Annotated in this window: 17 protein-coding genes; 13 read left to right on the top strand and 4 right to left on the bottom strand. The window is 45.0% G+C overall.

All coding sequences use genetic code 11. From position 1 onward, the window contains the following. Window positions 1-370: 370 nt before the first annotated feature. From ACJJIS_RS02275 to tcuB, 7 genes are all read left to right on the top strand, one after another. The gene (locus tag ACJJIS_RS02275) at window positions 371-1,858 is read left to right on the top strand and encodes a PQQ-dependent sugar dehydrogenase (RefSeq protein WP_475709379.1); all 1,488 of its coding nucleotides are present in this window, start codon (window positions 371-373) and stop codon (window positions 1,856-1,858) included. Window positions 1,859-1,908: 50 nt separating this feature from the next. After that, window positions 1,909-2,223: an exodeoxyribonuclease VII small subunit gene (locus ACJJIS_RS02270; protein ID WP_413663362.1), complete on the top strand. Its 315-nt coding sequence runs from the start codon at window positions 1,909-1,911 to the stop codon at window positions 2,221-2,223. A 15-nt stretch (window positions 2,224-2,238) separates the two neighbouring features. Further along, window positions 2,239-3,132: a polyprenyl synthetase family protein gene (locus ACJJIS_RS02265; protein ID WP_475710328.1), complete on the top strand. Its 894-nt coding sequence runs from the start codon at window positions 2,239-2,241 to the stop codon at window positions 3,130-3,132. 95 nt (window positions 3,133-3,227) lie between these two features. Beyond that, window positions 3,228-5,144: a 1-deoxy-D-xylulose-5-phosphate synthase gene (gene dxs, locus ACJJIS_RS02260; protein ID WP_475709378.1), complete on the top strand. Its 1,917-nt coding sequence runs from the start codon at window positions 3,228-3,230 to the stop codon at window positions 5,142-5,144. A 140-nt stretch (window positions 5,145-5,284) separates the two neighbouring features. Further along, a complete protein-coding gene (locus ACJJIS_RS02255; protein ID WP_444934207.1) occupies window positions 5,285-7,135 on the top strand; it encodes a DUF885 domain-containing protein in 1,851 nt (616 codons plus the stop codon). A gap of 80 nt (window positions 7,136-7,215) precedes the next feature. After that, window positions 7,216-8,625 (top strand): FAD-dependent tricarballylate dehydrogenase TcuA, encoded by a 1,410-nt coding sequence (tcuA, locus tag ACJJIS_RS02250; protein WP_475709377.1) that lies wholly within the window; start codon window positions 7,216-7,218, stop codon window positions 8,623-8,625. Then, window positions 8,612-9,685, top strand: coding sequence for a tricarballylate utilization 4Fe-4S protein TcuB (gene tcuB, locus ACJJIS_RS02245; protein WP_475709376.1), 1,074 nt, complete (start codon window positions 8,612-8,614; stop codon window positions 9,683-9,685). The genes tcuA and tcuB overlap by 14 nt, the downstream gene beginning before the upstream one ends. Window positions 9,686-9,697: 12 nt before the next feature. On the opposite strand, the gene ACJJIS_RS02240 is transcribed toward tcuB, so the two are convergent. From ACJJIS_RS02240 to ACJJIS_RS02225, 4 genes are all read right to left on the bottom strand, one after another. Further along, window positions 9,698-11,776 carry a TonB-dependent receptor gene (locus tag ACJJIS_RS02240; protein WP_475709375.1) on the bottom strand — a complete coding sequence of 693 codons (2,079 nt, stop codon included), beginning with the start codon at window positions 11,774-11,776 and terminating at the stop codon, window positions 9,698-9,700. 584 nt (window positions 11,777-12,360) lie between these two features. Continuing rightward, complete coding sequence (gene speA / locus ACJJIS_RS02235; RefSeq protein WP_475709374.1) at window positions 12,361-14,295, bottom strand: biosynthetic arginine decarboxylase; 1,935 nt, start codon at window positions 14,293-14,295, stop codon at window positions 12,361-12,363. Between the two features lie 10 nt (window positions 14,296-14,305). Beyond that, complete coding sequence (locus tag ACJJIS_RS02230; protein ID WP_444915492.1) at window positions 14,306-14,635, bottom strand: DUF2218 domain-containing protein; 330 nt, start codon at window positions 14,633-14,635, stop codon at window positions 14,306-14,308. A gap of 331 nt (window positions 14,636-14,966) precedes the next feature. Further along, a complete protein-coding gene (locus ACJJIS_RS02225; RefSeq protein WP_475709373.1) occupies window positions 14,967-15,650 on the bottom strand; it encodes a response regulator transcription factor in 684 nt (227 codons plus the stop codon). A 476-nt stretch (window positions 15,651-16,126) separates the two neighbouring features. Between ACJJIS_RS02225 and ACJJIS_RS02220 the strand changes: the two genes are divergently transcribed. The 6 genes from ACJJIS_RS02220 to ACJJIS_RS02195 all read left to right on the top strand — a co-directional run bounded on the left by ACJJIS_RS02220 (window position 16,127) and on the right by ACJJIS_RS02195 (window position 24,938). Beyond that, entirely contained in the window at window positions 16,127-17,509 is a 1,383-nt protein-coding gene (locus tag ACJJIS_RS02220; protein WP_475709372.1) for an MATE family efflux transporter, read from the top strand. A gap of 125 nt (window positions 17,510-17,634) precedes the next feature. Next, the gene (locus ACJJIS_RS02215; protein WP_475709371.1) at window positions 17,635-19,476 is read left to right on the top strand and encodes an IucA/IucC family protein; all 1,842 of its coding nucleotides are present in this window, start codon (window positions 17,635-17,637) and stop codon (window positions 19,474-19,476) included. Next, window positions 19,463-21,382, top strand: coding sequence for an IucA/IucC family protein (locus tag ACJJIS_RS02210; RefSeq protein WP_475709370.1), 1,920 nt, complete (start codon window positions 19,463-19,465; stop codon window positions 21,380-21,382). The genes ACJJIS_RS02215 and ACJJIS_RS02210 overlap by 14 nt, the downstream gene beginning before the upstream one ends. Beyond that, complete coding sequence (locus ACJJIS_RS02205; RefSeq protein WP_444911553.1) at window positions 21,366-22,673, top strand: AMP-binding protein; 1,308 nt, start codon at window positions 21,366-21,368, stop codon at window positions 22,671-22,673. Before ACJJIS_RS02210 ends, ACJJIS_RS02205 begins: the two co-directional genes overlap by 17 nt. A gap of 43 nt (window positions 22,674-22,716) precedes the next feature. Further along, the gene (locus ACJJIS_RS02200) at window positions 22,717-24,093 is read left to right on the top strand and encodes a DUF6005 family protein (RefSeq protein ID WP_413663375.1); all 1,377 of its coding nucleotides are present in this window, start codon (window positions 22,717-22,719) and stop codon (window positions 24,091-24,093) included. Continuing rightward, window positions 24,090-24,938: a sugar phosphate isomerase/epimerase family protein gene (locus ACJJIS_RS02195; protein ID WP_444911554.1), complete on the top strand. Its 849-nt coding sequence runs from the start codon at window positions 24,090-24,092 to the stop codon at window positions 24,936-24,938. Before ACJJIS_RS02200 ends, ACJJIS_RS02195 begins: the two co-directional genes overlap by 4 nt. Window positions 24,939-24,974 lie beyond the last annotated feature (36 nt).

Here is a 24,974-nt window from a genome sequence, read left to right as displayed (position 1 = left end):
TGTAAATTGTAGAAAGCGTTGCAGGCAGCAACAGGCAGGTTAAAGCAGAATGTAAAACACCGCCCAGGCAATCCGGCCCGGGCGGTGCGTCTCACAGGATGGTGCCCATATCCCTAGGGCGAGCGGCGCAATCCATTTATCCATTGCCGCAGTAGTGCAGTCCCTTTCGCGTCCTTGCAAGTTAATTATGGACATCAAGGGAGAAAAAAGTAGGGGAAATCTGCTGAATTTTGTGTAAGAGATATCTCACAAACTGAGTTACCTGTTACAAAAGGGAGGGAAGACAGGAAATTAATCCCGTGTTAACTATAGGGGTAAATAGATAAGCGCGGCAACTATAAACATCTTTATTTCAAGTTCAATCGATACCATGAAGAAAACGTTGAAATATACGCTAATATTTTTTATCGCCCTCGGCGCGGTGCTTTCTACCGCCTTAGCCACCTTTAAATCCAGCGTCAGCGTGCCTTGGCGCCAGCTGGTCGGTGGTGTCAAAACAACAGAAAAAGAAGTGACAGGCCGGCTGACCGCAGCAAATGGATACTCGGTCCAGTTATTTGCAGGGGATGTTCCCGGCGCACGCTGGCTCACAGTGACCCGCAATGGAGACATCATCGTCTCTCAGCCTAAACATGGCAAAGTTTCACTTTTATTACAAGATAAAGACGGCGACGGCCGCAGTGACGGGCAAAAGACCCTTATTGATAATCTTCAACGGCCCCACGGATTATTGCTACACGACGGCTGGTTATATATTGCCGAAAGTGACGCAGTTGGACGGGTTCCCTTTGATCATTCTGATGGGCGACTCGCTGGGCGCTACCAGAGAATTATTGAAAATCTTGAGGACGATGGACACTGGACAAAAACTATTGATATGAGTCCCGATGGATGGCTTTTTCTCAGCAGTGGTTCCAGCTGCAACGTTTGTATTGAAAAAGATCCTCGCCGCGCAACCATCATGAGAATGAAACCAAACGGAGATAATTTTGAAATATACGCCACCGGCCTGCGTAATAGTGTGGGGTTCGATTGGTCTCCAAAAGATGGCGGACTTTACGCAACAGATAATGGCCGCGATTGGCTCGGCGACAACTTGCCGCCAGATGAGCTCAACCTGATTCGCAAAGACCAATTCTACGGATGGCCCTACGCTTACGGTGACCGGGTTCCCGATCCGGATCTTGGGGTGGATGCAAGCCCTGAAATCCAGCAAAAGATTGCTGACTCAATTCCTGCTGTGTACGAATTTCGCGCTCACAACGCGCCACTCGGGATTAAATTTTTGCGCAGTGTGGAACAGCCTAAGGATTATCGCCATGCAGCGCTGGTCGCCCTGCACGGCTCGTGGAACCGCAGCGTGAAAGATGGTTATAAAGTTGTCTCCCTGCACTGGAGTAACGACGGGGAAATTCAACAGAGGGATTTCCTGTGGGGATTTCTCAGTAATGACCGCCAAACGGTTTACGGCCGCCCTGTCGCCATCGCCGAGGATAAACTGGGCAACATCTATATTTCCGATGACTACGCCGGTGCAGTTTATCGTGTGAGCCAAGGGACCCCTCGCCAAGCTGTATTGACAACACAGCAGCCACAACTGCAAAAAACATCCACGGCCAACGCGCTTTCAATAGATGCCGAGGTGGTGCAACTGGGCGCGCAGCTCTATCGGTCTAACGATTGTGCCCACTGCCATCAGGCCCAGTTTCCCCTGCGCAACCTGTCCGCTAAATACACAGCGCAGACCCTGGCTGACTACTTCGATGCCCCAACACCACCAATGCCTAACTACAACTTTACGGCGGTGCAGAAAAAAGCCCTGGCGCACTATCTATTATCCCAAGAGTCGAGCCTCTAGGAATTGCACGCCTAAACGACACTGAGAAGAGGCTCCCGGATGAGGGGGCCATGGAATTGACCCCCGCAGCGCCAGCCGCTAAGGTTGCCCCGCAATTAAGAGGCGATGCTATGGCGGCAAAGAAAAAAACAGCAACTTTTGAAGAGAGTCTCGAGGCGTTAGAACAGCTGGTTGAGCGACTCGAAGGCGGAGATCTCCCATTGGAGGAGGCTCTCGCTGATTTCGAAAAGGGAGTGAAACTCACCCGGGAGTGCCAACAGAAGCTCGCCAAAGCCGAGCAGAAAGTGAAGCTGTTAATTGAAGAGAGCGGCAATATCCGCGAGCTCCCCTTTGATGCCGACGACAACTCCGGGGACCCAGTTTAAGTGAGTTCCGCAAACCTGCCAGAGGAGCTGAAAGCCTTTCTACAGGCCTCCTCCACACGCGTCGAAAGCCGAATCCAGCAGGCGCTCAACACCCCGATCGACGGCTCAGAAAAGCTGTTCGAAGCAATGCGCTATGCCGCACTGGGCCCCGGCAAACGCCTGCGCCCCGCTCTCGTCTACGCCTGTGCCCAGGTTTTTCGGGGTGTCGATTTTGACCTGGCCTATTGCGATAGCACAGCGGCGGCCCTGGAGTGCATTCACGCCTACTCCCTGGTCCACGACGACCTGCCGGCAATGGATGACGACGACCTTCGTCGAGGTCGCCCCACCTGTCATATCGCCTATGACGAAGCCACAGCCATTCTCGCCGGCGACGCACTGCAAACCCAGGCTTTCGAGTTGCTTCTCGCAGAACCGCTCGCGCCTCAATTGCAGTTACAACTTATGCGTGAGCTCGCCACTGCGGCGGGGGCCCGAGGTATGGTCGCCGGCCAGGCTATCGACCTGGACTCCGTTGACCAAACCCTGACCCTGGATCAGCTGGAGCCCATGCACCGCCTGAAGACCGGGGCTCTGATTTGTGCCAGCGCACGTATGGGCGCACTGCTGGGGGGTGCCAGCGAGAGGGAGCTGGAGATTATTACCGGCTACGCCCAAGCTATTGGACTGGCATTCCAAGTTCAGGACGATATTCTCGATATCACTGCTGAAACTGCGGTTCTGGGCAAAACCCAGGGCGCCGATGCCCTGCGCAACAAACCCACTTATGTCTCTCTGCTCGGCGTCGACGGCGCCCGGGACAAGCTGGCAAAACTGCACGCCCAGGCCTCCCAGGCACTGCAAAGTCTCGATGGCGATACCCTGCTACTGCAGCAGCTCGCAGACTATATCGTGCAGCGCGGACACTAAGTCACAGCCTTGCCTGTGGGGTTTGGGATGCAATATGCCCGCCACGGGCATACAATCCCCCTCAATATCACCATCTGTTGCAACTGATACATTTGATGCTCGAAGAAATTCCACGCACACGCCCGCAGACACCGCTACTCGACTCGATCGACGACCCGGCGCAGCTGCGCGCCCTCGATGAACGCCAATTGCCGGAACTCGCCAGCCAATTGCGCGAGTACCTGCTGTATTGTGTCGGCCAGACCGGCGGGCACTTTGGTGCCGGTCTCGGTGTGGTGGAACTGACCATCGCCCTGCATTACATATTCAATACCCCGGAGGACCGGCTGGTTTGGGATGTGGGCCACCAGACCTACCCCCATAAAATCCTCACCGGTCGCCGCGAACAGATGCTGTCCATGCGCCAGCAAGGGGGCCTGTCCGGCTTCCCCAAGCGCAGTGAGAGCCCCTACGATACCTTTGGAGTCGGCCACTCCAGCACTTCGATCAGCGCCGCCCTGGGTATGGCCCTGGGCTCCCCTGACGATCGCAAGGTAGTGGCGGTGATTGGTGATGGCGCCATGACGGCGGGAATGGCTTTCGAAGCCCTGAACCACGCCTCCCATACCGGCAAGGACATGTTGGTTGTTCTCAATGACAACAGTATGTCTATCTCAAAAAATGTCGGCGGCCTGGCTACCTATTTCGCCAAAATCCTGGCCAGTAAAACCTACCTGAATATGCGCGAGGGCAGCCGTAAGATACTGTCTGCCATCCCCAAAGCCTGGCAATTGGCGCGACGCACCGAAGAGCATGTCAAAGGTATGATCACGCCGGGTACCCTGTTCGAAGAACTGGGTTTTAACTACGTGGGCCCCCTGGATGGCCACAACATGCACGACCTGGTCCACACCCTGCGCAACTTGCGCAGCCAGCCGGGCCCGCAACTCCTGCATATTGCCACCATCAAGGGCAAAGGCTTCGGCCCCGCTGAAGAAGATCCGGTGGGCTACCACGCGCTGAACAAGCTGGAGCCGGAAGCCAAGGTGCAAGTAGCCATACCCGGCAAGAAGAAACTGCCCAAGTACCAGGATATTTTTGGCCAGTGGCTGTGCGATGCCGCAGAGCAGGACGAGCGCCTGGTCGCTATTACCCCGGCCATGTGTGAGGGCTCCGGTATGGTGGAGTTCTCCAAGCGCTTCCCGGACCGCTTCCACGACGTAGCCATTGCCGAACAGCACGCCGTCACTCTCGCTGCGGGCCTCGCCTGTGAAGACCAGAAGCCGGTAGTTGCTATTTATTCGACATTTTTACAGCGCGGCTACGACCAAATGGTGCACGATGTGGCAATCCAAAACCTGGATGTCACTTTCGCCATCGACCGCGCCGGCCTGGTTGGGGAAGACGGCCCCACGCACGCGGGTAGTTTTGACCTCACATTTATGCGCTGCCTGCCCTACCTGGCTATCGCCGCGCCCAGTGACGAAAACGAATGCCGCCAGCTGCTCTATACCGCCTACAAACACAGCGGCCCCACTGCTGTGCGCTATCCGCGCGGAACTGGTATGGGTACCGCCATCAACAAGGAAATGACAGAGCTACCGATCGGCAAGGGGCGCCTGTTGCGCCAGGGCAGTGGTGTAGCCATCCTCAGCTTCGGAACCTTACTCGGCCCCGCTATGGCCGCTGCAGAGCAGCTGGGGGCCTCCGTAGCCGATATGCGCTGGGTAAAACCCCTGGACGAGACACTGATCGATGAACTTGCCGAGAGTCACCAACTCTTAGTTACCATCGAAGAGAACACCATTGCTGGTGGTGCTGGCAGTGCCGTACTCGAATACCTTAATAGCACTGCGCGGTCGGTACCGGTGCTGCAACTGGGGCTTCCAGATCAAATTATTGAGCACGGCAAGCACAAAGACCTGCTGGCGGCCATCGGCCTCAATGCCTCCGGTATTGAGGAACAGATTCGCAGGCGCTTGCAACTGATCAATCACCAGGAGTTTGGCAGTCGCACAGCGGCAGCCAATTGACCCAGCCCGCCTTTGGCAGCCAGCTAATGCGGCTGGCTGCTCTTCGAATGCCCGGCAATAAATTGCCGGCAGTGGTAACAAACCACCCATTGACTAAATCCGGCCACTATTGGGGCCACACGTTTTCACTTGAGGGGATTATGTCGTTTATCAGAAAAGCCCTATTTACATCCCTGGGACTTGTTGTGAGCCTCAATGCCTCAGCGATGGACCAGGACACCTTCCGAAAAGCTTACAAATCCCTTCCTGAGCGCAGCGCCTCCGAGCGACTCACCGCCCTGCAGGATTTGCGCTATCGCTGGATCATGGAGAGTTATCCCAGCCAGGCAACCTACGAGGGCTATCCCGGGCAAAATCATCGCTGGGTGGATAACTCTCTTAAGTCTGTGGAACTGCGTCAAAAGCAGACCAGAATCCTTTTAGGGGCTGCACGTAATATCGATCAAAGCGATCTGCCAGCCGAACAACAATTGGATTACCAGCTGCTCTACCAGGACTTGTTGGGAGAAGTGAAAGGCTTCCAGTTCCCGGACCACCTGCAACCGCTTACCCATATGAGCGGCATCCAACGCAGTATACCGGAAGTAATCAACAGCATGCCCAAGCGCACTGCAACCGATTATGAGACGATAATCAGCCGTCTGGAAAGGTTGCCAATCCTGATTGAACAAACCCAGGGGCTGATGCGCCGGGGTCTGCGCAAAGGAGTCACGCCACCACAAATCACCCTGCGCGACCTACCGCGTCAAATACGCGCACTGGTACCTGCCGCGCCGGAGCACAGCCCATTGCTGACAGCATTTAATCAAATGCCTGAGGCCATTCCAGCAACTAAGCGGAAAAGCCTGCAGCAACGCGCCTATGCCATTTACAGCAAACAACTGGTACCGGCCTGGCAGGGTATGGCTGAATTTGTTGAGCGCAAATATATTCCCGAGGCCCAGATAGATACCGCTTTAACCAGCCGCCCTGATGGTCTGCGCTGGTACGCCCATAAAGTGGAAGAGAATACCACCACCGACCTCAGCCCCGAGGAGATCCACCGCATTGGGCTTGCGGAAGTGAAGCGAATTCGCGGGGAGATGGATAGAGTTATCCAGAAGACAGGCTTCCAGGGAGACTTCAAAGCATTCACCGAGTTTCTGCGTACCGACCCGCGCTTTTACCACACCAGCCGGGAGGGGTTACTGCGGGATTACCGCGATATTGCCAAGCGCATTGATGCAGAGCTGCCCGCTCTGTTCGGCACCTTGCCACGCCTGCCCTATGGCGTGAAACCTATACCCAGTTATTCAGAACAATCCCAAACCACAGCTTATTATCTGCCCGGCTCCAACGAAGCTGGCCGTGCAGGTATCTTCTTTGCCAATACCTACAACCTGCCCAGCCGCCCAAAATGGGAAATGGAGGCGCTCACAGTGCACGAGGCGATGCCGGGTCACCACCTGCAAATTGCCTTGGCACAAGAGCAAACTGATATTCACCCACTGCGCCGTATGGCTCTCTATACCGCATTTGTAGAGGGTTGGGGCCTTTACTCCGAAAGTCTCGGTTACGACCTGGGCCTGTATAAAAACCCCTACAGCGAATTCGGTGCACTCTCTTACGATATGTGGCGTGCAGTGCGTTTGGTTGTGGACACCGGTATGCATCAGCTGGGCTGGAGCCGCGAGGAAGCGATCGAATACTTTATGGAAAACAGCGCCAAACCGCTCCACGATGTGACCGTCGAGATAGACCGCTACTTAATTTGGCCCGGCCAGGCCCTGGCCTACAAGCTAGGGCAGCTCAAAATTAAAGAGCTGCGCAAAGAGGCGGAGGAAACCCTGGATAGCAATTTCGACATTCGCAGTTTCCATGACGCTCTGTTGGGATCTGGAGCACTGCCACTGAATATTCTTGAAGAGCGCATGGACAACTGGCTGGAAAGCCAGGCCTCTGTATCTGTTCACATCGACATGCAGCAAGCTGAACAACCCGCCACCAGCTAACGATTTTTTGCGGCAGGGATTGCCTGCCCGCCTATTTATTCTCAATTTTCACCTACCTTTTGCAATGGAACACTGATCCATTGCAAAAGGGTTTTCTATCGGTGAACACTCACTACGACCTCGCCGTAATTGGGGGTGGCAATGCCGCTCTGTGCGCAGCGATAACTGCTGCCGAACTTGGGGCCAAGGTGATTATCCTGGAAACTGCCCCCAAGCCCTATCGAGGCGGCAATTCCCGCCACACCAGGGATATACGCTGTATGCACCGAGGCCCCCTGGGTCCACTGGAAGGTGATTACAGTGAAGACGAGTACTATGAAGACCTGCTAAAAGTTACCGGGGGTAAAACCAATGAGCAGTTAGCTCGGCTGGTTATACGCTCATCAGAAAAAGCGCTTCCCTGGATGCAAAAGCACGGCGTTCATTTCCAGCCGCCTCTGTCCGGCACACTATCCCTCACGCGCACAAATGCTTTTTTCCTTGGCGGCGGTAAGTCCCTGGTTAACGCCTATTACCGAACTGCAGGCAAATTAGGTGTTGATGTGCTGTATCGGGCACACGTTAAGCACCTGCAGCTAGAGGGCAATCATATTACTCGTGTCGACTATGTTTACGAGGGACAGCAATACCAAATTGAACCCAGGTCAGTTGTAGCAGCCTCCGGCGGATTCGAAGCCAATCTTAAGTGGTTGGAAAAAGCCTGGGGCCCAGCTGCTGAAAATTTCCTGATACGCGGAACACCTTATAACCGGGGTGTGGTCTTGGAAGATTTACTGGAGCAAGGCGTGCAGTCCGTCGGAGATCCCACCCAGTGCCATGCAGTGGCAATTGATGGGCGAGCGCCGAAGTTTGATGGGGGCATAGTAACCCGCCTGGATTGTGTCCCCTTTTCCATCGTCGTTAACAAGGAGGCCCAGCGCTTTTATGACGAGGGAGAAGATATTTGGCCCAAACGCTATGCCATCTGGGGCCGCCTTGTCGCACAACAGCCAGACCAGGTGGCTTTTGCAATTATCGACTCCAAGTCTTTAAAAATGTTTATGCCATCAGCATTTCCTCCGACCGAAGCGAACACCTTGGAGGAACTCGCGGAAAAAACCAGTTTACCCTCTGAAAAACTGATCGATACCATAGCAACCTTTAATGCTGCTTGTGGCAGTAGTGACGCTTTTCACCCCACCGAGCTGGATAGTGTCGCCACTACCGGCCTGACACCAGAAAAAACTAATTGGGCCCGCCCCATCAGCGAGCCACCATTTTACTGCTATAGCTTACGCACCGGGGTTACCTTCACTTATCTGGCGCTCAAGATTGATGAGAATGCCCAGTGCAGCACTGCCACAGGGCCGGTAAAAAACTTGTGGGCTGCAGGAGAAACCATGGCCGGGTCAATCCTAAGTCAGGGATATCTGGCTGGGTTGGGTATGATGATCGGCACCGTTTTTGGGCGTATTGCTGGCAGGGAAGCCGCTAACTATGCAAATGGATAATTTGGAAGAGGCACGGCGGCAAGCAGAAATCTGTAATGCCTGTCGCTATTGCGAGGGCTACTGCGCCGTTTTTCCAGCACTTCAACTACACCGCTCTTTCTCAGAGGGAACCATCACCCAGTTGGCCAATCTCTGCCACAACTGCCGAGGTTGTTACTATGCCTGCCAGTATACCGATCCCCACGAATTCAATATTAATATTCCTCAAGTCATGGCCGAAGCGCGACAGAAAAGCTGGGAAACTTTTGCCTGGCCGGGAGGTATTGCTAGAATGTTCCAAAAACGCGGCAGTCTGATCGCCCTGGCTACTATCATCGGATTTGCCGTTATCTTTTATGTAATAAGAGTATTGAAACCCAGTGGTGGTGAGGGCTTCTACGCAATTGTTTCTCACGCCACTATGACCAGTATTTTTTTACCGGCCTTTCTTTATCCGCTGTTTAGCCTGGGGATAAGTTTACGTCGCTACTGGAGGAAAGTCGACGGGGAAAAAATTACCTGGGGTCAATTTAGAAGTGCATTAATTTCAGCAGGAAAACTTAAGAATCTATCCGGGGGCCACGGGGATGGATGTAACTTCGAAGAGGAAGACCGATTCAGCAACCAGCGACGATACGCACACCAAGCTGTTCTATACGGCTTCTTATTGTGCTTTGCAGCTACCTGTTCGGGCACAGTAATGTATTACTTTCTGAACATGCCAGGGCCATACTCGATTTTTTCTATACCCAAATTACTTGGTATACCCGGTGGATTACTCATATTAGTGGGGTGTAGCAAGCTTATTCAGCTAAAGCTCAAGGCTGATCCAGAACTTGGCTCAGCAAGGGTTTGGAGCGGGGAGATGGGGTTTGTTGGCCTACTGTTATTCATCGCACTCAGCGGTCTATTACTTTTTTCCCTCGGGGGGACAGCCGCACTCCCCCTACTATTGGATTTACACTTGGGTGCAGTTCTCGCATTTTTTTTACTCACGCCCTACACTAAAATGTCTCATGGTTTTTATCGCATGGCAGCGTTGATTCGGGACGCTCAAATGAAATCCGAAAGCAAAAAGTAAGGCCTTATTACACTACCAATCAAAATTGATTCCAAAGTAAATTGAACGAGGCTCTCCAGGGAAATAACGGCTACCACTAAAACTACTGTAATCCGCACGCTCAGCGTAGGCTTTATCGGTAATATTCAGTATTCGTGTAGAAATTTCATATTGTTTCCACTGCCAGGCCAAATGGAGGTTCAGTAAGTCATGTCCTGGATACCGATGAGCATTTTGAGGATCTGTAAAATAGCTACCCTGATGTAACCATTCAAGCTCCGCCGATACCAAAGAATTCGGGGACCAGTGAAGTCGATAACTACCAAAGGTCTTTGGTGCAGTATCTACAAGATTTCCATCCAGATCTACACCTTGCAACTCCCTTTGATCTGCATAACGATGTTCTGCATAGCTGGTACTCACCTCTAGCCGTAAGCTTTCAGTGAATTCATAATCTACAGCCAACTCAACTCCCCAGTGCCGGGTTTTGCCATTGGACTGGTTAAAATAGTCGACATCACGAAATATTACACTCTCCTTTTTCATCGTATAAGCCACCCACTCATATGACAATGAGTTGCCGATTTTCCTCAGCCCTATTTCAAAGCTATTAATTTCCTCTGGATCCAGCTCTGCTACCGTCTGCTCTCGCTGTAATCGATATAACTCTGTCGCTTGGGGTACACGATAACCCTGGGCCAATTGAGTAAAGAGTTGTAGTTCATTACTTAACCATAATAGCGCTCCCAACTTGGGGGATATATTGTTAAAGCTATCTTTTCGGTCATTTGGCCGGCTAAACCGACAGCCTCCAAAGTCACAGGGTAATCCATTTTCATCTGTGCGCCCGGGAAGCATTTGATTATCGTAGTCATAGTGTGCAGATTCAATCCTGACTCCACCAGTGATTTCCAATTGATCATTAACCTTCCAGGTTGCCGATGCATAGGGGGCGACATTCCAAGCTACGACTTCATAATCGTAGTGCTTTCCCATTGGTATGGTTGCTTGCAGAAATTCAGAGCCCTCGGTAACACTCTCTTGGGCTTCCAGGAGATATCCTTTACTTAATTCAGTATCAATACCAGTTAGCAGATTTAGCTGCTCATCCAGCTCCAGATAGTAACTGCTTCTTACCCCAACACTCTCCTGGCCATTTTCCTCCATTGGTTGCCCCGGTAAATAATGCTGCAGAAAACGCATGTCAGTTTTACGGAGGTAAGGAGCCAAATGTAATTGACTAGTTTGATTCACAGGTATATCAATCAGAGAGTAAAATCTGAGAGAATTGGCATCTCGAAACGCCTCTGGATTAGGGTTGGTACGACTCAATCGACGATTGCGGTAAACTCCGCCACCCTCGAGGTAACCAGCCGTCTCCTGATTTAAGCTTGTCGCTACTAGACGAGTTCGAACTCTGCTATCACCGACCTGGTGGGTATACTGGATGCTAGCCTTTTGCTGGTCCAATCCTGACTGATCCCTATATCCTCCATCAGTCATCAAATACAAATCTGCACTGATCACATCACCTTCAATACTGAGGCGACGATCTGCTGATACACCCAGTCGATAGTAATCGTGGGGCCCCGCTTCAGTGTTGAGAGATCCATTCTCTCCTTCTACAGGATCGCGGCTGATAACATTGATCAATCCATGCATTGCATTAGAGCCATAGAGGGTACCAGCAGGCCCTCTAACCACTTCGACATGCCGAGCTGTCTCGCTGAAGGATTCAAATAACTCATTGATATTACAAAATCCATTTGCTCTCAATGGAATCCCATCTTCTGCTGTCAACAAACCACCACAGGCTCCTGCACCAGTCAGTACTGGAGAACGTAGGGCTGGCAGGTATTCCTGTCCATTCCCTCTTGCTAGGTTTGCTCCAGGTACACTCACCAGGCTTTGTTGAATATGGGTATTACCACTTTTTCTGAGTACATCATTATCTACAACAGAAATACTCTCCATCCGCTGTGAAATATCCTGTTCATATCTACCCGCAGTCACAACGATAGTTTCAATCTGAGTTTCACTGCTATGTGAAAAACTGATCGGAAGCAGAGCCAGTGCAATATAACCCAAAGTGATCTTATTTATGATCCTCAAGTCCACATCCCTATTCTTTAAAAGATAGAATATCTTATGTTGTGACCAGATAATATCAGAAAATCATATTCATAATCCTTATAAATATTAGCTAGCTCTAGCTTCCTTACTAAATGGCGTAGAATTTAATATTTTACTTCTCGTTACTCTTTACGCAATAAAAAATGCAAGTAACAATTAGACAAAGAAACAAAAAAGATCAAAACTCTTAACAATTTTTACAGAGAGATTATCTTTCGAGTACAAGCACACTAAAGTATAAAAGTAAGTATATTCAGAGTTCTGCACTAGTCATAAAGAAGAATAGATTCTGCATAATTGTATATACTATCACTATAGAAAATTATCTGGCGCTAAAGTAACCAATATAAACCTAAAACACTAAATCAGGATAGGTGCTAACAGCATAACTATATAAAAACAAAGAATTTATTAACGTGGTCAGGAGCTAGCTTCACAGAGTAGGGCTTAAATATTTTAGCCAGATCGAAGATCTGGCATCGTCGACATACTTAGATTTAAGCCTTCATATATACAGATAAAGATTTAAACAGGTCATGTCTCTCACTGTTTTCTACTCTATTCTAATCTCTTTCATAATAGGTATAACCTTGCATACTTGCATTGAAGGTCTTAATTATTTGCTGACGTTCACGAGCACTAATACGCCCACTGCGAACAGCCGCTTCAACCTTATTACGAAAACGCGTCTTTACTTCATGCGGCTGATACTCGACATAACTTAAAACATCCTCAATAGTATCCCCATGAACCTCTTTCACAAACTCAAAGCTGGCATCTGAATTCAGTCTCACACTGACAACATTCGTATCACCAAATAAATTATGCAGATCACCTAGAGTTTCCTGATAAGCGCCCACTAGGAAAACACCGAGATAATACTCCTCGCCGTGCTTTATTGAATGCAGAGGTAAGGTTTTTTCGACTTCCTGGTTGACTACGAATCGCTCAATTTTCCCATCACAATCACAGGTAATGTCGGCCAAGATAGCACGCCGACTTGGAGTCTCATTTAGTCGATGAATAGGCATAACAGGAAATAACTGATCAATAGCCCAGCTATCAGGTAAGGACTGAAATAAACTAAAATTACCATAATAGATATCAGCTAGTGAATCTGCCAAGCCTTCCAGATCTTCAGGTATTCGCTTCATTTCTGAAAGAGTCTCTTTTATACGATGCAAAACATTGTAATAAATTATCTCTGATACAGAACGAACACGAAGATCTATTTGGCCACGCTTGAATAATTCGCGAACTTCGTCCCGATAAAACTGCGCATCATTGAAGCACTCTTGTAATCTTTGAGGCTTCAAATAAGTCAGAATTTCACGCATATTTTGAAGCAATTGATGCTCATCTTCCTCAGCTTCTTTTAACTCTTCTGAGTCGAAACTTACAACATCAAGGATATTAAAGAGCAAAATTGATGTGTAGGCTACAGTAGCACGACCAGACTCCGTAACAATTATCGGGTGGGGTAAGTTATTACTATCTAATGTACTCTTAATTGTATCAATGATATCTTCGCAGTATTCCTCAAGTGAGTAATTTCGGCTTTGTCCAGTACTTGACTGTCTACCAGTGTAGTCAACTGCTAAACCACCACCTAAATCAATATACTTTAATGCCGCGCCCTCTTTACATAAATCGGAGTAATAGCGACAGGCTTCTAGTACACCACCGCGGATATCGCGGATGTTAGGAATCTGAGAGCCCAAATGGCAATGTAGTAACTCAAGGCAATTGAGCATTTGATGCTCGTTTAAGTAATCAACCACATGTATAAGTTGACTTGATGACAGTCCGAATACACTTCTCTCACCACTAGTAGCACTCCAATGCCCACTCACTTGAGTCGTCATTTTAACGCGCACGCCAATATGAGGGAAAATATCTAACGCTTGACTTCGCTCTACAATAATCGGCAGTTCGGTTAAGGTTTCAATAACAAAGATACATTTCAATCCAAGTTTTGTTGCCTCTAACCCCAATTCTATAAATTCTTGGTCCTTATAGCCATTACAAATAATTAGGCTATCTAGTTCTTCGATAGTGGATAAAGCTGCAATCATTTCGGCTTTACTACCAACTTCAAATCCATGTTGATAGCGAGAACCAAACTGAGCTACTTCATCGACAATTTGGGCCTGCTGGTTTACTTTAATTGGATAAACACCTTGGTATTTATTCTGGTAATCCAGTTTTTCGATTATCTGACGGAATGTTTCATTAAGTGAGCTAATACTTTTATCAAGAATATTCTCGACACGCAGTAAAATAGGCATGTGTAAACCGCGGTCCTGCATACCCTCTATAATTTTCATCAAGGGAACAGCGTCTGCCTCATCATCACTAGGATTTTTTACGACAACATTACCCTGTGAATCTATATCGAAATAACCATTGCCCCACTGGTTAACCCCATAAATATTCCCTGCCTCAGCCATATTCCACTGAGTATTAACTTCACTCTTGAGTTTATCTTTCTCTAACATCTTTTTACCATTAAGAATTCATTAGATTCCACTGAAGTGAACATTCCACACCTTGCGCAAATCGTAAGAAGTGGGAATCAATGCAATCTATGATCTCTTTTAACTCCGCGTCAGAGTTAGCACCACAACGCAAATCCAATTGATCACCACTTCCGTTCATATCACAGAAACCCATATCAAACTCAATATGGCCGCAATCGCTGCTCCAGTGGGCATTAACTTTGTGAGCGAAGTGCTTACATAAACGCCTAATCATCCTCTCGCTGTCAATATGAATTACCGTTGAAAAAGCTAAAAATTGGCTATCATGCTCAGCCTCAACTTTATTAATAGTGCTCATATCCCCACTTCTTAATTAAATCACTTTATGCCGAGCCAACTTTTAAACGAAAAGATGTATTCAGCAATTAACATCTCTGGTAATGATAATCATTATCAAAGATGTTAATTGCTTTCATGGCCGAAAAAAACCACTTTTACAATTGTTACGGCAGTATAATAGCTAATAAAAACCGTCGATAATTAAAACATTTTGAACTCAAAGACAGCTTTAAGCTTGCTAATGTTAAACAAGCCTGATTAGAATTTTAGAAAGGAGAAAATACTTGAATAATGCCTAAACCGATACTTAGTACACCTAAATTTACCGTTTAACTTAAGCTAGTCTTTTATTATGAAAATCTATAACCTTTGCCATGAATCGTAGCAAAGCGGTCAGCCGATATACCAACTTCAATAAACTTTTTCCTGATACGACTAAGATGCATCTCAAGGCTTCGATCATAACGGGAAAATTGCCTGTTGAGTACCGCACGATATAAAAATTGCTTACTAACTACCTTGAATCGGTTCTCAGCGAGTATCCAAAGTAATCGAAATTGAATAGGTGTAAACGCTAAATTATCTCCCCTATAAAAAACCTGCTGCCTTGATTTTAATAACCTTAAATGATCGATATCAATCTCACCCTCAATGTTACTTTCCCCCTTGTGAGCCCTACGCAGTATTGCGTTTACACGCAGCACTATCTCAGTGGAATCAATCGGTTTGGATATAAAGTCATCAGCCCCCTGCTGAAAGCTCTCTATCCTTTTTGCCGTTGTATTAATTGAAGAGAGAACAATTACAGGCGTTTGCCCCCAGCTACGTATAGCCTGTAAAGGTGATAAATCATCATTGGTGGGCAAAAACGCATTAACTAAAATAAGATCAAAATAGTCTGCGGGCATTACCATCAACCCTTCACTAACATCTTGACATTGAGTGACATTAAATCCTTGCTTTTGCAAAGTGCCGCTCAATTGTCTGCTTATTTTAGTATCACTTTCCAATATTAAAATATGCGCAGTTGCCACAACAGCCTCTTATCCACAACCAAATTAAAACTTGAATTTTTTGAATCCAAAATTATTCATAGCGCAAAAATACTCTCGCCCACCGACGACCTTAATATGGAGGAACCCGACTGGAACCTACACATAGCTCTTACTTTTGACGTCTGACAGTAATTTTAATAGTACATTTTCTAAACTATTTTCAATGGATACACATATGACTTACCAGGACATTTAGCACTGCAAAACATTAATACTGCTGCGCACTTCCTGTACAACCATTGCACGGGACACGCCACCAACACGCTTAGTGCCCAACACAATATTGCATTGGCTCAAACACAAATCTATTCACATTTAGAACACCAAAACTTCACAATGCAGCTTTATGTATCAACCTAAATTCACCGATATTAATGATAATCACTATCATTTGCAACAAGTGAAATATATAATACTCCCTCAGAACCTATTTTCTCATGATTTGAGACACTTTAATGTCAGCCCAAAATCCAGCGCTTTCCGGTCGTATCGTCAAGACTTTTTTTTACTATGTGCTACCTTCAATAGTCGGCTTAGTTGCAATAACAAGCGCCAACCTGATTGATGGCTTTTTTGTCGGCAACACCATAGGTACAGACGCTCTCGCTGCAATCACTCTAATGATCCCGTACTTCACTTTGTTGATAGCTATTGCCATCATGCTGGCAATAGGCGGGGCTGTGAGCGTAGGTAAAGCCATAGGTGAGAAAGATCCGAAAACAGCAAACGCGATCTTCAGCCAATCCCTTATTGCCGCTGTGGTTATTAACACTCTGTTAGCGCTGGGCAGCTTAGCCTTCAATGATTTACTTTTTGAAATACTCAATATTTCAGCCCAGGTTGCTGTATTAGCAAGGGAATATTTCGACGTCATTCGCTGGGTGTTCATTTTACAGCTAACCACAATGGTGCTGTATTATTTTGTACGTGCTGATGGCCATCCGATATTAGCCACATGTGCATTAGTAATCGGCGCTGCTCTCAATATTATTCTCGATGCTTGGTTTATCGTGTACTTGGAATTCGGATTAGCTGGGGCTGCTTATGCAACTGCAATAGCACAAGTTATACAGTTTTTAGTATTGAGCCGTTATTTTTTTAGCAAGAAAAGAACACTTAAGTTCGAATTACAACAAAGAAACTGGAAACTACTTCTTAACTCAGCTTATAACGGTATATCAGAGTTTATAAACGAGATATCTGTTGGTATTATTTTTTTCATTCTAAATACTTTAATGATAATGCGGCTAGGCGTAGATGGTGTAGCGGCATTTACTCTGGTCAATTACTTCATTTTCTTAAGTGTCATGCTTAGTTATGGTTTAGCTGATGCACTTCATATCGTTGTCAGTCAAAATTTTGGCGCTCGGCACTTAAATAGAGTGAAATCTTTTTTGTCAATTGCAATATTAAGTACCATCTGCCTGGGTATCATAATCGTTGCGCTGCTCGTTTTTTGGCCAGAAACTGTTCTGAGTTGGTTTACCAATGAACAAGATCAGGAAATATCCCGAGTCAGCATGCAATTATTGCCATTGTTGCTTCCACTATTTTTAATTAATGGGACTAACATCGTCTTAACCTGTTACTTAACAGCAATACACAAACCAAAACCTTCAGCTTTAATTGCTATTAACCGCAGCTTATTATTCCCCGCCGTATTTTTAATTGCCTTTTATTATATGTTGCCCAGCTGGCACTTATTACCAGCAGCAATAAGTGATTTATCATTTATTGTTGCACTGCCATTAGCAGAATGGTGCACCTTTTTGTTGGCCGCCTATTTTTGCTACCAATACAGGCCTACGAAGCTGAAAGTGAATCAAACTTCAGTCTAAGTAACACCAAGTGAGATACAGCTCTAAAACAATAGTAACAATTGTAAACTTACTTGCTGGTGAGAATGTGTATCATTATCATCTGAGTAAGTTCTTTTACTTAGTATCTCCAGGAGAATATCGTCATGCCATTCACCGCAAAAGAGCTGGCGGAAAAGGCTTCTTTTCAAGCATTTGCTAATGCATATATAAGAGAAGTTGACCCCGGTGTTTGGCATACAAGCTCTGATTGGCAATTACAAACTGGTGTGGCCCTTGAAGAAGAAAATGGTTATGCACTAGAACTTTATTTGAACGGAACTGGAGTTACACTTGCTTTAGAGGCTTCTTATCGTTCAATTGTCGGCCGACATGTATTTACTAAAAGCTATCGCAAATTAGCGAATCAATGGAATTGGCAACCCATAGATTTTACTTCTGCGATTATGATGTTAATAGATAACATTTATGCAAAAGATAATAACCAAAACAATAAGCCAAATACTCCAGCCAACAAAATAGAACTATTAAATCGCACTTTAGAAAGTCTTCAAATCATGCAGGATTATCTTACTAAGCGACTAGATGATCCTACACTTAATAGCTCCGATTATATTTGTTCTGAACAGTCTCTGTTATTTGGACATTGGCTTCATCCAACACCTAAGTCACGCCAAGGCATTCACTCTTGGCAACATGAAAAGTATACGCCGGAATTGAAATCTAAATTTCAATTACACTTTTTTGCCGTGTCAAAAGATCTTCTGGAGCAAGATTCTTTACTCGATGAGAGCGTTGAGGAAATTATCAATAATATATTAGGGGCCGATATCGATATTGATATCGATAAACAACTAATACCTGCACACCCCCTACAAGCACAGTGGCTGTTACACCAGGACTATGTTCAGCATTTACAACGTGACGGATTAATTGTCGACTTAGGTCTTATGGGTAAGATGTTTACGCCCACTTCTTCTGTCCGCACTTTGTACTGCAGTGAGCTGAATTATATGATTAAGCTCTCGATCCCTGTAAAAATAACTAATTCGCTAAGAAAAAATATGGCTCACGAATTAGATCCGGGATTAAATGTTGGAAAGTTGTTCTCATTAAGCAACTTCAAGCAAAAATTTCCACAGTTTGTTTTAATTGAAGATCCTGCCTTTATTACTGTTAAATTACCTAATATGCAGGAAACAGGCTTTGAAACTATTATACGGCAAAATCCATTCAGTAAAGATTCAAACAGTCTAGAACTACCCACAGTTTCAATCGCTGCATTGGTACAAGACCCTATCTTATCCGGAACTCAGTCTAAATTAGCGCAGCAAGTTTTAAGCTTGGCTTCCAAGCAGGGCATTAGCGTAGAAGAAGCAGCGTTAAAATGGTTTAATTGTTATTGGCAATGTGCAATTGAACCAACAATTAGACTTTACGATAGTCAGGGTATTGGTTTAGAGGCTCACCAACAAAATTCTCTATTAACTATTTATGATGACTGTCCAATTAGATACTACTATCGAGACAATCAAGGTTTCTACTTGTCAGAAAAAATGCAGGATGAGTTGCTCGAAGCTGTACCTGAGTTGAGGAATAATCCTGACTTATTTTATCCTGACAATATGATTGCAGACCGGTTTGGATACTATCTTTTTGTCAATCAGTTATTCTCAATTATTGGCCGTATGGGACAAGATGGCCTTATTGATGAGAATAAACTATTACAATTAAGTTACAGCAAGCTTAATCTTCTAAATTCTAGGGTACTGACAAGCGTCGGCAAAAACTTTACAGATAGATTATTTAATAATTCTAGTATTCCCTGCAAGGGAAATCTTCTAACTCGCGTTGAAGATGTTGATGAGCTGGAAGCGGAAAAAGAATTAGCCGTTTACACTAATATACGAAATCCTTTCTTCGACCTGCATCAAGAAAGCTTGACTACCCATAAGCAAGTTAACGAGGTGACTCTTGCTCACAGTTAACCCACGGCAGTATTTATCTCAACAAGCCCCAGAAATCTCTCCTTATAAAAATTCTGACAGCTACTTAGCTGAAGAAAAAAGAGTGATTCGCCAGCTCCTGGAAGCATTATTGTTCGAGCATCTTTGTGATTACTCTTATCATGATGGTTTTTTCTATTTTACATTAGGAAGATCTTTTTATCGTGCCTCAGGAAGAATTTCTGGTTTTAGTCGAATTAGAATCAATGCAGAAGAAATGTTTTTTTCTCAAAGAGATGAAATGCATGTAGATACAAAATTTCAGGCACAATGGATAAAAGATAAATCTCAAAGTATTGATTGGCAACCAATAACACTAAATGCCCTCATTGAGGACTTGCCTGCTTCTGTAGCAGTAAAGAAAAAGCTAGCGATTGAGCTCGAACAAACTGTTAAACTTTGCCAGTGGAACAATAAGCATTTAAACCGCCATATAAGCCGTCGTGAATTAACATATACCCAGTTAGAGTCTGCAATTGATGAAGGGCACCCTTATCATCCATGCTTCAAGGCACGAACTGGGTTTAGTGAGCTTGATCATAAACTTTATGGTCCAGAGTTTGGCAATAATTTTCAACTACATTGGTTGGCGATTAGACGATGCTATTTGAAGCGTCGATTTAACTCTGTAACTGAAAAAATATTTTGGGAAACTGAGCTTGGTGAACAATGTTACCAGCAGTTAAATACACAAATTAAAAATCTAACTTCCGATAGTACTGCATTTTCATTGATGCCTATCCATCCATGGCAGTGGAAGTTTTTAAAAGATAAACTTGAGCCCGCTATTGCTGATGGACAAGTATTTTACCTTGGAGAGGCTGGCGATCAATATCAAGCCAGCATTTCTATTCGTACATTATTAAATATTAGCCATCCTGAAAAAGCTAATATAAAACTACCTCTGAATATAATTAATACTTCTTCACTACGCACTATAGAAAGTCACACCATTTGTACTGCACCTGCTATATCAAACTGGTTAATACAAATTCTGGAGTCGGATAACTACCTGAAGCAAAATATGATTTTGCTGGCGGAGTACGCCGGAATAAGGCCTACAAATGATGGCACTGAACATCAGGAATGGATTGAGAATCTCGATGGTCAATTGGGTGTAATTTTTCGACAGAGCCTGCACTCATACTGTGATGAGAAAACTGTAATACCTTTTGTAGCCCTAATTATAATAGAACAAGATGGCAGCCCTTTTATCGAGCCCTGGATTGCCGAATATGGTTGTCATAGTTGGCTGGAGAACCTGCTCGAAAAGGTGATTATTCCCATATGGCACTTACTAGTTCATCACGGTATTGCAATTGAGGCGCACGGGCAAAATATCTTATTGCAACATAAAGATGGTTGGCCTGAAAAAGTTATAGTGCGCGATTTTCATGAAAGCATGGAGTACGTTCACAATTACTTAGCACAACCGGAATTAGCGCCTACTTTTACTGACTTCGAGGAAGAATATAGTTTTGGCGGGCCAAACCAATATTATTGGATGGAAAGTGTCGAAGCTTTGCGCGAACTTTTAGTAGATACCTTATTGGTTTTTAATTTATCTGACTTGGCCGTATTACTTGAAGATTACTACCAATTTCCAGAAAGTGAATTCTGGAAATCAGTTTATCACAGCTTTAGAAAATATCAGCAATCAAACTTAACTGATCAAAAGCGCATAGCCCAAATCGATTTATTCCAACCGAAAATTAAAACCGAATCACTATTGGATAAGAAATTTCGCGGGAATCGTGAAACAGAATTTCATCATCACATAAGAAATCCGTTAGCAGACGCTGCTTTACATGATACCCAAAAGGAAACCTCCAAGACATCAATATCAGTGCCAGCAGTACCAGGAAAATCCTATGCTTACAATAAATGATAAGTTTTATAGTAAAGAAGACTTTAACGAGCAACAGCAGTCCTATGTCTCAATAAATACTATTAATGAGAGTAACGCTGTTGCGGTATGTGTTGAAGATAATTTTATTTGGTTGACTCTATGTTATTACTTAAAGTCAAAGAAAATATCTGCCATGCCTATCCACCCCAGTGTTCCAAAGGATACTGCAAAGCGTATGGCAGAAAAAGCTGGCTGCGAATTGCTGATTTATGGTGACTTAGCAGGATTAATTGAGCTACCGGCAACTAATTTGAATAAATCTGAAGCAGGTATTATTCAAATGAGCTCCGGCACCACAGGTGAGCCAAAATGCATATTGCGAAGCTGGGCGGATATTGATATTGAGGTAAAGAGTTATTGCCAGGCTTTCAGCGACCCGGACAGCATGACTCCAGTTGTCGCTTGTCCCGTTACCCATTCATATGGATTAATTTGTGGCGTAATGGTTGCTCTGAATCGGGGTCAGTCACCACTGATAATTAGCAATATCAATCCTAAATACCTTATCAAGAAGCTGCAGAGTTGTCAGCGTCCGCTTTTGTATTCTTCTCCGGTAATGTTGCAGGGATTATTACGTTTATGGCCGGCCAATAGCAAACTATTTGCTGCTATGACTTCAGGTTCCACTATGCCACAACAGGTATTTGAGCAGATTCAGGCACGTGTAGAAAACTTATATCAACAGTATGGATGCTCTGAAGCGGGCTGTATTAGTATAGGACAGGATTTATCTGCTGCTAACGATCAAGGAAAGCCATTACCTCATGTCGAAATTACCTGTGGTAATCTCGACAATAAACAGCAAGAGATAGTTGCTTATGTAAAAACTGCATCAGGAATTAAAACTGTTAAAACACAGGATGTCGGCTATTTGAGTGAAAATGGTCGGCTGCATTTTCTTGCACGAATGGATGACACAATCATCGTATCAGGGCTAAATGTATATCCTGCAGAAGTAGAAGATATCATACTTGAACACCCGCAAGTTAATGATGTAGTGGTATTTAAGATAGATGATCAATTTGCGGGCCAACGAGTTTGCCTACAGTATGTCGCTTCCCCAGCAATAGACCCCTCCGAACTACGCCAATGGTGCAGTCAACACTTAGCACTATTTCAAGTACCGCAAATATTACAGCCGGTCGATGAGATAATGCGAATGGCTAACAGTAAAGTGAACCGTAAGCAGATTGCGCTGAACTATCAACAGAACATACTAACCAGAACAAATAAAAGTAGTGAAGGAAAACAAGCTGAAAGAGCCAACTAGTAAGTAGGGGCTATCTATTGAGCAAACAAACAATATATTAATTATGCAAAAGACTGAAATAGTAGATTCGATTCAGAGCATACTTACTAATGAGTTGAATCTAACACATATAGAAGATGTTCAGCTTCACTCCAAGCTAAATGAAGATTTATACCTTGATTCCGTACTGATCCTGCAAGTACTTATTAGCTTGGAATTAAAGCTGGGAATTGATATACCCGATGAAGCCTTGAACTTGAAGGATTTTGATACAGTCGATAGCTTTAGTGAGTTTATATTAGGCCGGGTTAACTATAAGAGCGAGAATGGCGCTTCTCCCAAACATACCGATCCTCAAGAGAAATCAGGAGTCGAAATAGCTCCAGCAGAACAAGCTGAAGAGCAGACAGAAGAGTTTGAGGATATTAAAGTACATTGTTTTGTGAGTTGTCTATGCGAGTGTATCAAAGCAAATGATCATGTTGACCATAGACCATTTTATTTTGGTGTATGGGACGCCGATGTTGTAGTTGATAATGATTATTGTATCAACTATCACGCTGAGAATTTGAACCATGACTTCTTTCGAAACTGGTTCGAGAAAATTTATGGTGTCGAGGTAAAGTCCTGGTACAACCAAGGCTTATCCAAAAGCGACAATATTAACACCTTACTAACATTACTAGACAATAAATCTGCCAGTCAGAACATAATGGTAATGCTAGATATGTATAGGTTGCCAGAACGCGAAAATAAGTTTAACCAGAATCCATTCCCTCACTACGTAATGCTGGAAAATAGCCAAAATCCAGAAATGTTATTTATGTGGGATCCTGATTTTCGCTGGGAAGGAGAGCAAAATAAAAAACAAGTATTACACGCAATTGAGTCGGATGCTGTTGCTGGCGGTTATATCTTTGATAGCAGCCAAATTAAACCAAGCTCCAATCAGGCAATCCATGACTATTTTACTACCTGTTTGAACTTAAACAATAATCCGATGACGGATGCTGTGCGAAAAATTGTCAAGGCACATTTGGCTCCTGAAAGTCAGCTAAGCCCCTCTAATTTAAGCCGTGCTCTCACTCAGCTTCCCGTATTGGCTATTCGAAAGTATGCCTACGAACATGGCTTAGCATATTTTATGTTGCAGCTAAATTTGGATTTTGATGAATTTGAAACATGGTGCGACATTATTGAAGAGTTAGTTTCCACTTATAAGCAGATTCAATTTCGTTCTATGAAAATCGCGAATTACGCTACTGAAGGAAACTATCCATCCGAATCATCGACAGATATTAAAACAGAAATCATGCAGCTACTGGATCAACAAGATCAGCGAGAATTTAAAATCAAAGGTCAGCTACATACATTATTTCAACAATGGCAAAACCATGTAGCTATTACTAACAAAGAACGTTCCAATGAGGTGTGCATATGATTTTATCTATCTGTACAATCTCTTTTCGCCATCAACTGGTTTCAATTGATCATTTGGCAAAGTGGGCGAAGCATAATCATTTTCAGGGTATTGAATTGTGGGGAACTCACGCAAAAAACCTCGCCTCTCAACCAGAATATAATAAAGATTGGTTGGCGGACTACGGCCTAAAAATCACGATGTTAAGTGATTATTTAGCACTATATGCCACTGAAGCTGAGTTACATAAACAAGTAGAACATTTATGTTACTTAGCAAAACATTGGGGTGCTAAGAAAATTAGGACTTTTGCCGGCTCCGAGGCAAGCGCAAACACATCTGAGCATGGCTTTGCACGATTAACAAAGACGTTGCGCAAGGTCTGTCAATGGATGTCCCGACATGATCTCAACTTGATTATTGAAACACATCCCAATACATATGCGGATTCCGTCCCAGCAACAAAGCATTTATTACAGAGCGTTGCTTGTGACAACCTTCAAATCAATTTTGACGTACTCCATGTCTGGGAATCAAAAACTGAAGTGATCCCAGCTTTTGAGGCTTTAAAAGATAATATTAATCATATCCACTTAAAAAATGTAAGTTCTGCAGAATTCCTGAATGTGTTCTCGCCTGCTAATGTATATTCTGCTTCTGGCTCGCGGGAAGGTATTGTCCCGCTGTTTGATGGCGCTGTTAACTATCAGGAATTCGTAAGTCATATTAGTCAACATCCAGACAAGAGAGTCCGCAACATTGAAGCTTCACTGGAATGGTTTGGTGATGACTGTAAAGAAACACTAGCTAGAGATAGATACCTAATTCAACAACTTCAGCAGTGTCGCGAACCACTAGCCATTTAGTAAATTGGGTCTGCTAATTTCTAGGAAATCTGGCAG

Source organism: Microbulbifer maximicatervae (SeqCode) (assembly GCF_056231245.1).
This window is presented reverse-complemented; position numbering and strand designations above follow the sequence as displayed.

Bases quoted from the DNA above. Each gene is read 5' to 3' on its own strand.
- ACJJIS_RS02275 (WP_475709379.1), top strand. From the start codon at position 371: ATGAAGAAAACGTTGAAATATACGCTAATATTTTTTATCGCCCTCGGC.
- ACJJIS_RS02270 (WP_413663362.1), top strand. From the start codon at position 1,909: ATGGAATTGACCCCCGCAGCGCCAGCCGCTAAGGTTGCCCCGCAATTA.
- dxs (WP_475709378.1), top strand. From the start codon at position 3,228: ATGCTCGAAGAAATTCCACGCACACGCCCGCAGACACCGCTACTCGAC.
- ACJJIS_RS02255 (WP_444934207.1), top strand. From the start codon at position 5,285: ATGTCGTTTATCAGAAAAGCCCTATTTACATCCCTGGGACTTGTTGTG.
- tcuB (WP_475709376.1), top strand. From the start codon at position 8,612: ATGCAAATGGATAATTTGGAAGAGGCACGGCGGCAAGCAGAAATCTGT.
- speA (WP_475709374.1), bottom strand. From the start codon at position 14,295: ATGTTAGAGAAAGATAAACTCAAGAGTGAAGTTAATACTCAGTGGAAT.
- ACJJIS_RS02230 (WP_444915492.1), bottom strand. From the start codon at position 14,635: ATGAGCACTATTAATAAAGTTGAGGCTGAGCATGATAGCCAATTTTTA.
- ACJJIS_RS02220 (WP_475709372.1), top strand. From the start codon at position 16,127: ATGTCAGCCCAAAATCCAGCGCTTTCCGGTCGTATCGTCAAGACTTTT.
- ACJJIS_RS02215 (WP_475709371.1), top strand. From the start codon at position 17,635: ATGCCATTCACCGCAAAAGAGCTGGCGGAAAAGGCTTCTTTTCAAGCA.
- ACJJIS_RS02205 (WP_444911553.1), top strand. From the start codon at position 21,366: ATGCTTACAATAAATGATAAGTTTTATAGTAAAGAAGACTTTAACGAG.
- ACJJIS_RS02200 (WP_413663375.1), top strand. From the start codon at position 22,717: ATGCAAAAGACTGAAATAGTAGATTCGATTCAGAGCATACTTACTAAT.
- ACJJIS_RS02195 (WP_444911554.1), top strand. From the start codon at position 24,090: ATGATTTTATCTATCTGTACAATCTCTTTTCGCCATCAACTGGTTTCA.